General features: G+C 73.0%; 14 protein-coding genes. 8 read left to right on the top strand and 6 right to left on the bottom strand.

The genetic code is table 11. From position 1 onward, the window contains the following. Nucleotides 1–42 precede the first annotated feature (42 nt). On the bottom strand, nucleotides 43–1,125 hold the full coding sequence (locus ACIOGZ_RS01120; RefSeq protein ID WP_363579401.1) for an RNA ligase (ATP): 1,083 nt from the start codon (nucleotides 1,123–1,125) through the stop codon (nucleotides 43–45). Nucleotides 1,126–1,497: 372 nt separating this feature from the next. Between ACIOGZ_RS01120 and modA the strand changes: the two genes are divergently transcribed. From modA to ACIOGZ_RS01105, 3 genes are all read left to right on the top strand, one after another. Then, nucleotides 1,498–2,352: a molybdate ABC transporter substrate-binding protein gene (gene modA, locus ACIOGZ_RS01115; RefSeq protein WP_363627575.1), complete on the top strand. Its 855-nt coding sequence runs from the start codon at nucleotides 1,498–1,500 to the stop codon at nucleotides 2,350–2,352. Nucleotides 2,353–2,423: 71 nt separating this feature from the next. After that, on the top strand, nucleotides 2,424–3,245 hold the full coding sequence (locus tag ACIOGZ_RS01110) for an ABC transporter permease (protein WP_350875665.1): 822 nt from the start codon (nucleotides 2,424–2,426) through the stop codon (nucleotides 3,243–3,245). Nucleotides 3,246–3,309: 64 nt separating this feature from the next. Then, entirely contained in the window at nucleotides 3,310–4,452 is a 1,143-nt protein-coding gene (locus ACIOGZ_RS01105) for an ABC transporter ATP-binding protein (RefSeq protein ID WP_400984281.1), read from the top strand. A gap of 80 nt (nucleotides 4,453–4,532) precedes the next feature. On the opposite strand, the gene ACIOGZ_RS01100 is transcribed toward ACIOGZ_RS01105, so the two are convergent. Continuing rightward, nucleotides 4,533–5,192: a response regulator gene (locus ACIOGZ_RS01100; RefSeq protein WP_400984489.1), complete on the bottom strand. Its 660-nt coding sequence runs from the start codon at nucleotides 5,190–5,192 to the stop codon at nucleotides 4,533–4,535. Nucleotides 5,193–5,236: 44 nt separating this feature from the next. Further along, complete coding sequence (locus tag ACIOGZ_RS01095; protein ID WP_363579406.1) at nucleotides 5,237–6,439, bottom strand: histidine kinase; 1,203 nt, start codon at nucleotides 6,437–6,439, stop codon at nucleotides 5,237–5,239. Between the two features lie 179 nt (nucleotides 6,440–6,618). Between ACIOGZ_RS01095 and ACIOGZ_RS01090 the strand changes: the two genes are divergently transcribed. From ACIOGZ_RS01090 to ACIOGZ_RS01080, 3 genes are read left to right on the top strand one after another with little or no spacing between them, the layout of a single operon-like run. Continuing rightward, the gene (locus ACIOGZ_RS01090) at nucleotides 6,619–7,557 is read left to right on the top strand and encodes an ABC transporter ATP-binding protein (RefSeq protein WP_400984277.1); all 939 of its coding nucleotides are present in this window, start codon (nucleotides 6,619–6,621) and stop codon (nucleotides 7,555–7,557) included. After that, nucleotides 7,554–8,309 carry a hypothetical protein gene (locus ACIOGZ_RS01085; RefSeq protein WP_363579409.1) on the top strand — a complete coding sequence of 252 codons (756 nt, stop codon included), beginning with the start codon at nucleotides 7,554–7,556 and terminating at the stop codon, nucleotides 8,307–8,309. Before ACIOGZ_RS01090 ends, ACIOGZ_RS01085 begins: the two co-directional genes overlap by 4 nt. 23 nt (nucleotides 8,310–8,332) lie before the next feature. Beyond that, entirely contained in the window at nucleotides 8,333–9,079 is a 747-nt protein-coding gene (locus tag ACIOGZ_RS01080) for a hypothetical protein (RefSeq protein ID WP_400984274.1), read from the top strand. Between the two features lie 154 nt (nucleotides 9,080–9,233). Here ACIOGZ_RS01080 and ACIOGZ_RS01075 read toward each other — a convergent pair whose 3' ends face one another. The 3 genes from ACIOGZ_RS01075 to ACIOGZ_RS01065 are packed head-to-tail and all read right to left on the bottom strand — an operon-like array spanning nucleotide 9,234 to nucleotide 11,847. Beyond that, a complete protein-coding gene (locus ACIOGZ_RS01075; protein WP_363579411.1) occupies nucleotides 9,234–9,896 on the bottom strand; it encodes a response regulator transcription factor in 663 nt (220 codons plus the stop codon). Beyond that, complete coding sequence (locus ACIOGZ_RS01070; protein ID WP_400984271.1) at nucleotides 9,896–11,071, bottom strand: sensor histidine kinase; 1,176 nt, start codon at nucleotides 11,069–11,071, stop codon at nucleotides 9,896–9,898. The genes ACIOGZ_RS01075 and ACIOGZ_RS01070 overlap by 1 nt, the downstream gene beginning before the upstream one ends. Before the next feature lie 35 nt (nucleotides 11,072–11,106). Beyond that, the gene (locus ACIOGZ_RS01065) at nucleotides 11,107–11,847 is read right to left on the bottom strand and encodes a hypothetical protein (RefSeq protein WP_400325910.1); all 741 of its coding nucleotides are present in this window, start codon (nucleotides 11,845–11,847) and stop codon (nucleotides 11,107–11,109) included. 556 nt (nucleotides 11,848–12,403) lie between these two features. Here ACIOGZ_RS01065 and ACIOGZ_RS01060 point away from each other — a divergent pair. After that, a complete protein-coding gene (locus ACIOGZ_RS01060; protein WP_363579416.1) occupies nucleotides 12,404–13,177 on the top strand; it encodes an SDR family NAD(P)-dependent oxidoreductase in 774 nt (257 codons plus the stop codon). Between the two features lie 98 nt (nucleotides 13,178–13,275). Next, nucleotides 13,276–13,857 (top strand): DUF2269 domain-containing protein, encoded by a 582-nt coding sequence (locus tag ACIOGZ_RS01055; protein ID WP_363627583.1) that lies wholly within the window; start codon nucleotides 13,276–13,278, stop codon nucleotides 13,855–13,857. Nucleotides 13,858–13,866: the final 9 nt, after the last annotated feature.

Here is a 13,866-nt window from a genome sequence, read left to right as displayed (position 1 = left end):
AAAGCGCGGGGGAGGGCGCGAGAGGGCGCGACGGGGCGGGGATCACTCGTACTCGGTGCCGCCCCTGCGCGTCAGGTAGGCGTCACCGACCACCTTGGCGATCGCCCGTCCGCCCACCACCGGGCTCCAGCGCTCGGTCACCGGCCGGACCACCACGCCTTCGCGCAGGTGGAGTTCACGCCCGGAGACGGTCTCCTTGCCCTGGGCGAAGGCCAGCACGGTCTCCGGGTCGAACGGCCCCCGCCACAGTTCGGGCACCAGCGGCAGTTCGCCGTCGAGCAGTTCGGCGGCGAGCAGTTCGGCGGCGGAGTACCACCTCAGCTGCCCGTCCACCACGGCCGACACGTCGAACACGGCGTAGCCGGGCAGTTCGGCACGGCCGGAGGCTCCGTACGTCAGGTCCTGCACACCGGCGCCGAAGACCTCGCCGAAGACGCCGACCCGCTCGGCGCCCAGCCGCTCGGCCAGTCGGGCCGCCACGGCGGGGAGGTCGTACGCGCGCACGGCCCGCCAGTACAGGTTGCGCTCGTCCTCGACCAGTGAGAGCCCCTGCGCCCCGATGCCCTTGGACGACACCCGGACCTCGCCGGTGGCGGCGGTGTACGTCATCAGGCAGCAGCTGCCGTGCAGCTTCTCGGTCAGCACCACGGGCTCGCCGGGCTCGAAGACGTCGGGGTAGCGCTTGAGGTTCTCGATGTCCACCCAGGGCAGCAGGTCGGGCGCGCTCAGCACGTCGCCGCTCATGGAGGTCGGTACCGGGGGCTGCCACTTGACGACTCCGAGCAGCTCGGCGAAGTCCTCGCCGCGCCCGGCGGCGTCCGCCAGGTCGGTGCCGGCGAGCGCGGCCGGCAGGCAGACGATGCCCTGGGACAGCTCACCGCGCAGCCGGACGGCCCTCACCCGGTCGGACTTGCTGCCGGCCAGCTTGCCCGTCAGGCCCAGCTCCTCGATCAACTTCACCGGGAGGACCGACTGTTCGGGGATGTAGACGGCGTAGTCGCCGGTCCGGTACCTGCCCTTGGCGACCACCGCCCGGTAGAGGCCGACCTGCGCGAGTTCCAGTGCGTCGGCGTTCGGGTGCTCCAGGACGACCAGCTTCTCCGCGGTGACGCGCAACGTGGACATGGACGGACCCCTCCTCCTCTTCTGGGCCGTTCGGCCCGGGTGGTGTGTACGGACTGCCGTACGGACTGCCGTACGAATCGCCCCCACTCTGTCCGCCCGGCTACCCCCTGCGCGACGTAATTTCCCCGGCAGCACGCTCACGCCGGCCCTCACACAGGCCATCACGCCGACCCCCGCAGCACTCCCGCTCCGGCGCCGTCCGTGCGCGTTTGCGCCTTCGCACAGCCGGGCGGAGAGCGCCGCCACACCCCGCCTGTGCGAAGCGACAGAGGACTTATCACTCGCATTTGCGGCACTATGATCACCGTAATGGCCGCACCTGCGGCCTCACTCCGCGCCCCTTCCGGCGCGCGCCTTGGAGGGGAAGCCCCGATGAGCACCCGTACGACCACCCGCAGACTCGCCGTCGCCGCCGCGGCGGCCCTCGTCCTCAGCCTCGGGGCCACCGCCTGCGGCAGCGACGGCGGTGGCAAGTCCGGCAGCTCCTCGGCCGCTTCGACGGCGGGCTCCTCGGCCTCGTCGGCGGCCGGTGGCGGCAGCGTCCCGAAGGCCACCGGCGACATCACCGTCTTCGCCGCCGCCTCGCTCAAGGAGACGTTCACCGACCTCGGCAAGAAGTTCGAGGCCGCGAACCCGGGCGCCAAGGTCAAGTTCAACTTCGGCGGCAGCTCCAGCCTCGCCACCAGCATCAACTCGGGCGCCCCGGCGGACGTGTTCGCCGCCGCCAGTCCGGCCACCATGAAGACCGTGACCGACGCGGGCGGCGCGAGCGGCGACCCGAAGACCTTCGTCAAGAACACGCTCACCATCGCCGTGCCCAAGGGCAACCCCAAGCACGTCGCGGGCCTGAACGACCTCACCGCCTCCGGTGTGAAGGTCGCGCTGTGCGCAAAGGAGGTGCCGTGCGGCGCCGCCGCCCTGACCGCGCTCAAGGCCGCCAACGTCAACCTCACCCCGGTCACCCTGGAGCAGGACGTCAAGGGCGCGCTGACCAAGGTCGAGCTCGGCGAGGTCGACGCCTCGCTCGTGTACAAGACCGACGTGAAGGCGGACGCTGGGAAGATCGACAGCGTGGACTTCCCCGAGGCCGACAAGGCCGTGAACGACTACCCGATCGCCGCCCTGGCCAAGGCCCCGAACAAGGACGGCGCCGCCGCCTTCGTCGCGTACATCCAGTCGCCCGAGGCCAAGCAGGTGCTCACCGCGGCGGGCTTCCAGGCGCCGTGAGCGACCGCACCACCAAGCGCACCACCGACACCGGGCGCACCACCGAGCGCGCCACCGGCACCGGGCCCGGCGTGGCAGGAACGGCGAAAGCCCTGCCACGCCGGCGCCGGCGCACCCACCGCGTCCCGGTCACGCTGCTGCTCCCGGCGCTGCTCGGGCTGGCGTTCCTGATCCTGCCGCTGGTCGGCCTGCTCGTCCGGGCGCCCTGGAGCGGCCTGTCCGAGCAGCTCACCAGCGCCGCCGTCTGGGACGCCCTGCGTCTGTCGCTGATCTGCGCGACAGCGGCCACGGCGGTCTCGCTGGTCCTCGGCGTCCCGCTGGCCTGGCTGCTCGCCCGCACCGAGCTGCCGGGCCGACGGGTGATCCGGGCCCTGGTCACCCTGCCGCTGGTGCTGCCGCCGGTGGTCGGCGGCGTGGCACTGCTGCTGGTCCTCGGACGGCGCGGCATCGTCGGTTCCTGGCTGGACTCGGCCTTCGGCATCACGCTGCCGTTCACCACGACCGGAGTGGTCATCGCCGAGGCGTTCGTGGCGATGCCGTTCCTGGTGATCAGCGTGGAGGGTGCGCTGCGCGCCGCCGACCCCCGCTACGAAGAGGCGGCCGCGACCCTGGGCGCCTCCCGGCTGACGGCGTTCCGCCGGGTGACCCTGCCGCTGATCGCCCCGGGGATCGCCGCCGGGGCGGTCCTCGCCTGGGCCCGGGCGCTCGGCGAGTTCGGCGCCACGATCACCTTCGCGGGCAACTTCCCGGGCCGCACCCAGACCATGCCACTGGCCGTCTACCTCGCCATGGAATCGGACCCCGAGGCGGCGATCGCGCTGTCGCTGGTCCTGCTGGTGGTCTCCGTCGCGGTCCTGGTCGGCCTGCGCGACCGCTGGATGTCGACCCCGTGACGGCCCCGCGAGCCCCGGGCCGGAGCCCGGCCACCGCTGCCCCGACCCCCTGGACGCCGCCCCGATGAGCACTTCCCCCACCGACCCCACCGACCCCACCGACCCCACCGACTCGGCCGACCCCGCCTCCACGGCCGCCGCGGCTGCACCTGCACCCGCCCTCGACGCCCGGCTGCGGGTGGAGCGCGCCGCGTTCACCCTCGACCTCGCCCTCACCGCCGCACCCGGCGAGGTGATCGCGCTGCTCGGCCCGAACGGCGCCGGCAAGTCCACCGCCCTGCGCGCCCTCGCCGGGCTGCTCCCGCTCACCGGCGGCCACCTGCGCCTGGACGGACGCCTGTTGGAGGAGCCCGGGCAGCGCGTGCACACCCCCGCCGAGGAGCGTCCCGTCGGTGTGGTGTTCCAGGACTACCTGCTCTTCCCGCACCTCAGCGCGCTCGACAACGTCGCCTTCGGCCCGCGCTGCCAGGGCCGCCCCAAGCGTACCGCCCGGGCCGAGGCGGCCGGTTGGCTGGAGCGGATGGGCCTGGCCGACCACGCCTCCGTACGACCCGGCAGCCTCTCCGGCGGCCAGGCCCAGCGGGTGGCGCTGGCCCGGGCGCTGGCCGTCCGCCCCCGGCTGCTGCTGCTGGACGAGCCACTGGCCGCTCTGGACGCCCGCACCCGGCTCGACGTACGCGCCCAACTGCGGCGCCATCTGGCCGAGTTCGAGGCCGTGGCGGTGCTGGTGACGCACGACCCGCTGGACGCGATGGTACTCGCCGATCGGCTGGTGGTGATCGAGAGCGGGCACGAGGTGCAGTCCGGCAGCCCGGCGGAGGTCGCCCGGCGGCCGCGCACCGACTACATCGCGCGCCTGGTCAGACTGAACCTGTACCAGGGCGTGGCCGACGGCCACCAGGTCACGCTCACGGCCGGCACAGTCCTGGCCACCACCGAGGAGCTGTCCGGCCCGGCCTTCGTCGCCTTCCCGCCGTCCGCCGTGACCCTGCACCGCGAACGGCCCCAGTCCAGCGCGCGCAACGTGTGGAAGGCCGAGGTCACCGGCCTGGACCTGCACGGCGACCAGGTGCGCGCCGACCTCGCGGGCGAACTCCCGATGGCCGCCGACCTCACCCCGGCCGCCGTCGCCGAGCTGGGGCTGGCGCCCGGATCCGAGGTCTGGGCCTCCGTCAAAGCCACCCAGACCCACGCGTACCCGGCCTGACCCCGACACCGCGCCGGGCCGGGCCGGGCCGCGCCGGGCCGCCCGCGTCCCCGCCGAGCTCCTGCCCGCTGCGCTCTGCGCTACTCCGACGGCTCGACGAAGCCCGACTCGTACGCGGCGATCACCGCCTGGGTGCGGTCCCGCGCCCCGAGCTTCGCCAGCACACTGCTGACGTGGGTCTTCACCGTCTGCACGCCGAGGAACAGCAGCTCGGCGATCTCCCCGTTGCTGAGGCCGCGCGCGACCAGCCGCAGCACCTCCGCCTCGCGCTCGGTCAGTGCCGCCCGCTCCATGGTCGCGCGGGCGGCGGGATTGCCGTGGCCGGCCGCGAGGCGGCGGATCGTGGCCGGGAACAGCAGTGACTCGCCCGCCGCCACCAGCCGTACCGCGTGCGCGATCTCGGCCGCTCGGGAGCGCTTCAGCAGGAAGCCATCGGCGCCCGCGCGCAGCGCCTGGTAGACGTAGTCGTCGTTCTCGAAGGTGGTGACGACCAGGATCTTCGGCGGCTGCTCCCCCGGCGCGCCGGGGCGCAGGAGCTCGCGGGTGGCCGCCAGGCCGTCCAGCACCGGCATCCGGACGTCCATCAGGACGACGTGTGGGCGCAGCGAGCGGGCCAGCGCCACCGCGTCGGCGCCGTCGGCGGCCTCACCGACCACCCGTAGGTCCCCCTGCGCCTCCAGGACGGCCCGCATCCCGGCCCGGACCAGCTCCTCGTCGTCGGCGAGCAGGATGTCGATCATCCCAGCGGAGCCCCTCGACGGTCCGTCGCCCACAAGATCGTTCGTCACGAGCCCAAGCGTAGGGGCAACCGGACGGCGAGCACCCACTCCCCGCCCCCGTCGCCCGAAACCCCGGCGGTGGCCTCCCCGCCGAGCAGCGTGGCGCGCTCCCGGATGCCGCGCAGCCCCTTGCCGCCCTTGCCCGCCGCGCCGCCCGGGAGGCGCGCCGGAACGCCGCCGACCGCCGGGCGATTGGCGCAGCGCAGCTCCAACTGCCCTCCCTGAAGGGCGATCCGGACGCTGACCGGCTCGCCGGGCGCGTACTTGAGCGCGTTGGTGACACCCTCCTGGACGATCCGGTAGGACTCGCGGGAGAGCACCCCGGGCAGCGCGCCCGCCGACACCTCGATCCGCGCCTCGACCGGGCTCCCGGCCGACCGGGCGGTGTCGAACAGTGCGGGCAACTGGTCGACACCGGGCTGTTCGGTGGCCGTTCCGTTGCCGGCCGCGCCCTCCGGCGTCTCGCGGAGCAGGACGAGGGTGCGTTCGAGGTCCTCCATGGCCCGGCGGCCGGTCTCCTCGATGACTTCGAGCGCCTTGGCGGTGAACACCTGGTCCCCGACTTCCCGCGCGGCACCCGCCTGAAGGACCGTCACCGTCAGTGCGTGGCCGATGGAGTCGTGCAGCTCGCGGGCCAACCTGTTGCGTTCCAGCAGCCGTTCGGCGCGCAGCTCCGCCTCCGCCAGCCGCTCCGCCGGGGATGGCCCCAGAAGCCTTACAGCCATGGCGAGTTGGAGGCGCCCGGCGGACACCACCAGCCAGCCGTAGCCGATCACCAGCACCGGGGCGAGCGGGAGGTACCAGAACGAGTCCGGTCCGGTCAGCAGGTCGTAGCCGCTGGTGAGGCCGAAGGCCGTCGCGAACCCGACCACCGAGCCGAGCACGACCCGCCCGATCAGCCAGCCGGCGGTGCGCCGCCGGTCCGCCCAGGTGCGGGAGGACTCGGCGGCGATGTCCTCCTCGCGGTCGGGCAGCAGCAGCAGTCGCGCCTGCACCCCCTCGGCGCGCCGCGTCGCGGGGACGAGGGCGACCAGGGCGAGCAGGGCGGTGTCCACCGCGGCGCCGGCGACCACGATCTCGCCCAGGCTCTTGTGGTACGTCCCCGGGTAGATCATCAGGACGACGCCCACGAAGATCCACCCGACCAGCAGATGCAGCAGGCGCGCGTACGTGGCGCCGGCCAGCAGCGGCGCGAGGATCCTGGGCATTCCACCATCCTGCCAGCTCAGCGGTCGGCCCGGGCTCCCCCGCCGGCCTGCCGCCGTCTCCCTCCCGGGAGGGAGACGGCTCCCGACCCCGGCGGGATCCGCCGGTACGGCCCGCTCCGGTCGAATGTGACCACCAGCCGGACGACCCGGCACCGGAGCACCGAGAGGGGAGCGCGGCCGTGATCGAGATCCAGGGCCTCACCAAGGAGTACGACGGTCGGCGCGTCGTCGACGACCTGTCCTTCGAGGTCCGGCCCGGCCTGGTGACGGGCTTCCTCGGCCCGAACGGCGCCGGTAAGAGCACCACCATGCGCCTGATCCTCGGCCTGGACCGCCCCACCGCCGGTAGCGCCCTGGTCGGCGGCCGCCGGTACACCGAACTCGTCCAGCCGCTACGACAGGTGGGCGCCCTGCTGGACGCCCACGCCCTGCACGGCGGCCGCACCGCCGCCGGCCACCTGCGCTGGCTCGCGGCGAGCAACGGCCTGGCGCCGCGCCGGGTGGACGAGGTGCTCGCCCAGGTCGGCCTGACGGACGCCGCCGGACGGCGGATCCGCGGCTTCTCCCTCGGTATGCGCCAGCGCCTCGGGGTGGCCGCCGCGCTGCTCGGCGACCCGCCGGTGCTGCTGCTGGACGAACCGGTCAACGGTCTCGACCCGGAGGGCATCCGCTGGATCCGCACCCTGTTGCGCGAACTGGCCGCCGAGGGCAGGTCGGTGCTGGTGTCGTCCCACCTGATGACCGAAATGGCGCTCACCGCCGACCACTTGGTGGTCATCGGCCGTGGTCGGCTGCTCGCGGACGCCGCCACCGCCGAGTTCATCGACCAGCACGGCCGGACCAGGATCCGCGTCCGGGCCGTCAACTCGGCCAAGCTCGCCGCCCTGTTCGGCGGCGACCTGCTCCGGCAGTCGGACACCGCCGGCAACCTCACCGCGACCGAGGTCGACGACGGCGCCTGGGAGGTGACCGGCGCCGAACCCGAGCAGATCGCCGCGCTCGCCGCCGCACACGGCGTGGTCCTGTACGAGATCGCGGTCCAACAGGACTCGCTGGAGGAAGCGTTCATGCGGATGACCGCCGACAGCGTCGAGTACCGCGCCGAGGCCACCGCATGAGCCCCGACTCAACTCTCCGGCACCACCTCTGCGCCTTCGACGCCGAGCGGATCAAGCTCACCACCCTCCACTCGCTCTGGATCACCCCGCTGCTCGCCTTCGCGCTCACCGTGGGCACCACCACGGCGATCGGTGCGGCCCTCGGCGGCTCGGAGCACAACCTCACCGACGACCCCGGCGTGGGCGTCTTCTACGGGCTCAACTTCGGCCAGGCCGCGCTGGTCTGCTTCGCGGTCCTGCTGATCGGCCAGGAGTTCAACACCCGCATGATCGACGTCTCGCTGACCGCCGTCCCCCGGCGCGGACGGCTGTACGGCGCCAAGCTCACGCTCGGCGCGCTGGTCGGCCTCGGCGTCGGCGCGGCGGGCACGGCGGGCGCCTTCGCCGGGTACGCGGCCACCGTCCCCGGCGACTGGGACGGCCCCGCCTTCGTCCGCAGCGCCACCGCCGGCGTGCTCTACCCGGTGCTGCTGGTGGTGTTCTGCCTCGGCGCGACCGCGCTGCTCGGCAACCTCACCGCCGCCATGGGACTGCTGGTCCCGGTCTTCTTCCTGCTCTCGCCGCTGCTCGGCGGCGTGGCCGGGGTGCGGCAGGTGGCCCAGTTCCTGCCCGACCGGGCCGGCCAGTACGCGATGCACTACGCCGACGACCCGCAGGTCTCGTACGGGCACTGGACCGGACTGCTGATCATGGCCCTGTGGGCCGGCGCCGCGGCCTACGGCGGCCTGCTCGCCCTGCGGCGCGCCAAGTGACCACGAACGAAGGGAAGATGACCATGAGCGCGGCCCACGCCCTGCGCGCCGAACGGATCAAGTTCACCACCCTGCCCTCCCAGTGGGCGGCCCCGCTGGTCGCCCTGGTCCTGACCGTCGGGGTCACTACGGCCGTCAGCGCCGCCTCCGACCCCAAGACCGTGGCCCCCGGCACTGACCCGGCCAACGGGATCTACTACGGGCTGCTCTTCGGGCACGTGGCCGTGGCCTGCCTCGGGATCCTGCTGATCGGCCAGGAGTTCAACACCCGCATGATCAGCACCTCGTTCATCGCCGTCCCCCGGCGCGCTCGGCTGTACGGCGCCAAGCTCACGCTCGGAGCCGGGCTGGGCCTGCTGCTCGGGCTGGCGTCGACGGCGGGCTCGTTCCTGGCCGTCGACGCCACCGTCGGACTGGACTGGTCAACCCCCGGCCTGGCCCGCAGCTTCGTGGCCGGCGTGCTCTACCACCCGCTGCTGGTACTGCTCTGCCTCGGACTGACCACGATGCTGGGCAACTTCAGCGCCGCGCTCGGCCTACTCGGCCCGATGGTGTTCCTCGGCACCACCTGGCTGGCGGCCATCCCCGGCGTCCGCGAGGTCGGCCAGTTCCTGCCCGACCGGGCCGGCCTGTACGCGATGCACACCCGGACCGAGGCCGGCATCCACTACGGCCACTGGACCGGACTGCTGATCATGGCCCTCTGGACGGCCGCAGCCGCCTACGGCGGGCTGCGGGCGATCCGGCGGCACCAGGCTTCCGGCGAGTAGCGCCCGACGGCGGGCGGCGGGCCGGCGGGCCGGTGGGCCGGTGGGCCGGTGGGCCGGTGGGCCGGTGGCCGATGACAACAAACAGCGAACAGATAACAGATTTCGAAATCTGTTATCTGTTTGCTGTTATCTGTTCGCTGTCATCTGTCACTCGTCACCCGAGCCAGCCAGGGCGGACCAGGCCAGACTCGTAGGCGAGGACGACCAGTTGGGCGCGGTCGCGGGCGCCGAGCTTGACCATGGCGCGGCTGACATGCGTCTTGGCGGTCAGCGGGCTGACCACCAGGCGGCGGGCGATGTCCTCGTTGGAGAGCCCGAGCCCGACCAGGGCAAGCACCTCGCGTTCGCGTTCGGTGAGCATCTCAAGGCCGACCGCCTGCGGTTCCTTCGAGCGGGCGGCGAACTCTCCGATCAGGCGCCGGGTGACGCCCGGCGAGAGCAGCGCGTCACCTGCGGCGGCGACCCGGACCGCCCGGAGCAATTCGGCCGGCTCGGCGTCCTTGACGAGGAACCCTGCCGCGCCGGACCGCAGCGCCTCGAAGACGTACTCGTCGAGCTCGAAGGTGGTCAGTACGACCACCCGCACCCCGCCGAGCTCCGGGTCGGCCCCGATCCGCCGGGTGGCCTCCAGGCCGTCGAGGCGGGGCATCCGGATGTCCATCAGCACCACGTCAGGACGCAGCTCGACGGCGAGACGCAGGGCCTGCTCGCCGTCGTCGGCCTCGCCGACCACCTCGACGTCGAGCTGGGCGTCGAGCAACGCCCGGAAACCGGCCCGGACCAGCATCTGGTCATCCACCAGCAGCACCCTGATCATCAGTCACCCCTCGTCAAGCGGGCCCGGACTCGGAATCCCGCGTCGTACGGGCCCGCCTCCAGGGTGCCCCCGAAGGCGGCGACCCGCTCCCTCATCCCGACCAATCCGGCTCCCGAGCCACCCGCGTCGCCGCCGCCCACCGGGCCCGGGTCGTCGATCCGCACGGTGAGGCCGTCGGCCGTCCGGGAGAGCAGCACGGTGGCCGTCCGGGCGGCGGAGTGGCGGATCACATTGGTCAGGGCTTCCTGGACGATCCGGAAGGCGGCCCGCTGGACGGCGGCCGAAACCTCCCCGGGGATGCCCTCGGAACGGACGCTGACGGTCAGGCCTGCCCGGCCGGCCTGGTCGACCAGTTCGTCCAGCCGGTCCAGGCCGGGGGCGGGAGTGCGCGGCGCGGTGGCCCCCGGTCCGCGCAGCGTGCCGAGGACCTGCCGGACCTCGCCCAGGGCCTCCTTGCTGGCGGCCTTGATCGTCGCCAGGGCGCTTCTGGCCTGTTCCGGGCGGGTGTCGATGAGTTCCAGCGCCACCCCGGCCTGGACGTGGATCAACGAGATGCTGTGCGCCAGGATGTCGTGCAGCTCGCGGGCCATCCGCAGCCGCTCCTCGTCGACGCGGCGCCGCTGCGCCTCCTCCGCGGCGGCTCTGGCGGCGGCGGACTGCTCGCGGCGGGTCCGGGCCAGTTCCGCACCGGTCGCGATGAGCAGCAGCACCGCCGTGACGCCCAACTCCTGCCAGGCGTTGGCCTGCCAGCTCTTGGCCCGCAGCCAGTCGTGCGGAACCGCGTAGCTCATCAGCAGCTGACCGACGTAGAAGGCGCCGCCGCAGGCCCAGGCCGCCCGCCGTCGCCCGCACTGGACCGCGACGAAGAACGCCACACCAAGACTGACGAAGACCGGGCCGTACGGGTACCCGGCGAGCAGGTAGCCGATGGTGACCGCTGTGGTGCCGACCATGACCGCCGCCGGGTGGCGGCGGCGCAGCAGCAGCGCGGCGGGGCCGAGCAGGAGCAGCGCGTAGCCGAGGGCGTCGAGCTGGACGCGGTCGGGCTGCCGGTGTCCTGCGCCGACCGTGCCCGCCACCTGGAAGCAGGCGACGGCCAGCGACGAGAGCACGGGCAGGCCCGCCCGGCCGGACCGGTTCCACGGCGGCTTCCACGACGGGCGCAACTCGTTCATCCCGGAAGGCTAGTGCGGCGCGCCACACCTGGGCATCAGCTCGCGGGTGCGGGCGCAGCTACTCCCGCCGTAGTACGCGACTGGCCCGTGGAGGGGGTGCCGCCGTCCCGACGCCACAGCGTCAGGCTCACCGCGACGAACCAGAGGAAGCCGACGTAACGTCCGACCGGGATCAGCAGCGTGGCCGGCTCGGCGACCAGCGAGAGCAGAGACAACATGCTCGCGGCGGACAGGGCCAGTCCGGACCAGGCCACCCAGGCGGGCAGCGCCCGGCTCACCAGCGCGGTGCGCGACACCTGCCACAGGACCACGCCGAGCGTACCGATCGCGGGCGCGGCGCCGGTGATGAAGGCGAGGTCCATGAGGGCGCGGGACACCGGCAGGTCCGCGGCGGTGCCCAGCAGCGACAGGACCCAACCCGCGCTCGCGGACAGCACCAGCAGGACCCCGGACGCACTGCCCGCCGCCCGGACCACACCCGCCCGCACCGGGGTGCCGTAGCGGCCCACGAACTCTGTGAGCCAGGGGACGAACGCCAGCAGCGCCAGTGCCGAGAGCAGTTGGAACAGGGCTCCCACCTGAAGCGAGCGGTGCAGCGCCGCCGGATCGGCGAGCAGGTACTTCCGCACCACGTCGTCACTGGAGTACGGGGTGGCGAACGGCCCGGAGGGCGCGGTGATGCCGCTGATGACGAGGCTGGCCACGAAGAGGAGCACGTACAGGATGCCGCTGAGCGCTCCCGCGGACGACCGGCGGGGCGAGGTGAAGGACGACAAGGTCGACAGCCTCCAGGCAAGGGACGGCGCCGGCTGGAAGGCCCACGTCCGGCGCGGTTCAGTTCACCGCGCCGGCCGCGCCGGGGCGTCCTCCGGAGGAAGGCTTCCGCCGTACGCCCTCGGGGGTGCCGGAGCACCGGCCGCCCTCACACAGGCCTGGTGCTTCGGCCGCGGGTCATACCAAGGGCTCGGCCACCAAGAGAGCATTGTCCCTTGTGTCGTGTCAGCAGCTGGTCTGAGACTGGCACTTCGACCTCCTCCCAGCGTCGTACCACCGGGACGCGACGCTACGTCAGCAGGAGTATCCCGACGGTCGCCGCTCGGACGACGACGGCGTGCAGGCGCGGCGACGAGGATTCCTGGGGTCGGCACGGGCGGCAGGTGCCCGCATCGGCGGATCAGTCCGGGGCGACGCGCCGGCCGCCAGGCCGGCGCCCTCAACCCGGCGCGACGCCCGGCCGAAGCCGATGACGCCACGGTCCCCTCCCATGTCTGACGAGACCACGCCGCCCGCCGGCCGATTCACCGTCAACCGAGAATCCACGGAGCCACACTGATGACCACGCCACTGCCCACCTATCCCGATCTCGCGGGCAAGGCCGCCCTCGTCACCGGAGGTTCCCGGGGCATCGGAGCCGAGACGGCAAAGGCCCTGGCCGCCAACGGTGTCAAGGCAGCCGTCGTCGGCCGCGACCGGAGTGCCGTCGACCGGACGGTCGGCGAGATCCGCGCGGCAGGCGGAACGGCGGTCGCGATGACGGCCGACTGCACCGATCCCGCCGACCTCGTGCGGCTGCGTGCACAGGCCGAGCAGTCCGTCGGTCCGATCGAAGTGCTCTGCGCGTTCGTCGGCGGAGGCGGCGACCCGGTGCCGATCGAGCAGATGAGCCTGGAGCACTGGCGCTCGGTGGTCGACCTGAACCTGACCACCACCTTCCTGGCCGTGCAGACCTTCCTGCCCGGCATGATCGAGCGCGGCGGCGGTTCGATCATCACCATGGCGTCCACCGCCGGGCGGCTTCCCGGCGGTGCCGCCGCCTCCTACGCGGCGGCCAAGGCAGGCGTGCTGATGTTCACCCGCCAGGTCGCACAGGAGGTGGGCCGGTACGGCGTGCGGGTCAACTGCCTCGCTCCGTCCTTGATCATGACGGAGAGCCAGCAGGAGCGCATACCCGCCGAAAAGCTCCCGCTGATCGTCAGGCAGTTCCCGCTGGGCCGCGCAGGAGTGCCCGCCGATGTCGCTCACGCCGCGCTCTTCCTCGCGTCCGAGTCGTCGTCCTGGCTGACCGGCCTGACGATCGACGTGGCCGGCGGGCGCATCATGCTCTGACGCCGGTGGCCGGCCGCAGCCACAGGCCGGCGACCACGGCGCTCGCCACGAGAGCCTGACGCAGGCCCCCTCCCCCGTCGTCTCCCGAAGGACCCCGTATGACCACCCCCGCCGCGTCCTCCGCGGCAACGCCCCGTCCGGGCACCCGGCAGCCCAAGAACTTCCGCCTCTCACCGACTGCCCGCAAGAGCGCGGTGGTCGTGCACATCGTCAGCTCGGTCAGCTGGCTGGGCCTGATGCTCTGCCTGCTCACACTCGGCGCGACAGGGCTGCTGACGGACAGCGCGGAGACCCTGCGCAGCGCCTACCGGATGATGCCGGTCCTCGGCGACGCGCTGGTCTTCCCGCTGAGCCTGCTCTCCCTGCTGACCGGACTGCTCCTCGCGCTCGGCACCCCCTGGCGCCTGTTCAGGTACCGCTGGGTTGCCGTCAAGTTCTGGCTCACCCTGGCCGCCACCGCCGCCTCGATCTTCGAACTCACCGCCCGGCTGCACGAAGCGGCCCACCTGGTGGACCAGCACCCCACCGGCACCATCGCGGACATGCACCTCGGATTCACCCGCTACAACCTGGTGATCATCCCGATCGTCGCGCTGTCGGTGTACGTCGCCAACGTCGTGCTCTCCGTCGTCAAACCGTCGGGACGCCACCATGCCCGTTCACGGCCCAGTGGCGGGTGAGCCGAGGCA

The organism is Kitasatospora sp. NPDC088160 (assembly GCF_044741445.1).
In the GTDB taxonomy this organism is placed as follows: Bacteria; Actinomycetota; Actinomycetes; order Streptomycetales; family Streptomycetaceae; genus Kitasatospora.
Note: the sequence above shows the minus strand (reverse complement) of the source record. Positions and strands in the feature narration are given on the sequence as shown.

What these genes read in the sequence shown, in the direction of transcription:
- ACIOGZ_RS01120 (WP_363579401.1), bottom strand. Translation starts at nt 1,125, where the DNA reads ATGTCCACGTTGCGCGTCACCGCGGAGAAGCTGGTCGTCCTGGAGCAC.
- modA (WP_363627575.1), top strand. Translation starts at nt 1,498, where the DNA reads ATGAGCACCCGTACGACCACCCGCAGACTCGCCGTCGCCGCCGCGGCG.
- ACIOGZ_RS01105 (WP_400984281.1), top strand. Translation starts at nt 3,310, where the DNA reads ATGAGCACTTCCCCCACCGACCCCACCGACCCCACCGACCCCACCGAC.
- ACIOGZ_RS01100 (WP_400984489.1), bottom strand. Translation starts at nt 5,192, where the DNA reads ATGATCGACATCCTGCTCGCCGACGACGAGGAGCTGGTCCGGGCCGGG.
- ACIOGZ_RS01095 (WP_363579406.1), bottom strand. Translation starts at nt 6,439, where the DNA reads ATGCCCAGGATCCTCGCGCCGCTGCTGGCCGGCGCCACGTACGCGCGC.
- ACIOGZ_RS01085 (WP_363579409.1), top strand. Translation starts at nt 7,554, where the DNA reads ATGAGCCCCGACTCAACTCTCCGGCACCACCTCTGCGCCTTCGACGCC.
- ACIOGZ_RS01080 (WP_400984274.1), top strand. Translation starts at nt 8,333, where the DNA reads ATGAGCGCGGCCCACGCCCTGCGCGCCGAACGGATCAAGTTCACCACC.
- ACIOGZ_RS01075 (WP_363579411.1), bottom strand. Translation starts at nt 9,896, where the DNA reads ATGATCAGGGTGCTGCTGGTGGATGACCAGATGCTGGTCCGGGCCGGT.
- ACIOGZ_RS01070 (WP_400984271.1), bottom strand. Translation starts at nt 11,071, where the DNA reads ATGAACGAGTTGCGCCCGTCGTGGAAGCCGCCGTGGAACCGGTCCGGC.
- ACIOGZ_RS01060 (WP_363579416.1), top strand. Translation starts at nt 12,404, where the DNA reads ATGACCACGCCACTGCCCACCTATCCCGATCTCGCGGGCAAGGCCGCC.
- ACIOGZ_RS01055 (WP_363627583.1), top strand. Translation starts at nt 13,276, where the DNA reads ATGACCACCCCCGCCGCGTCCTCCGCGGCAACGCCCCGTCCGGGCACC.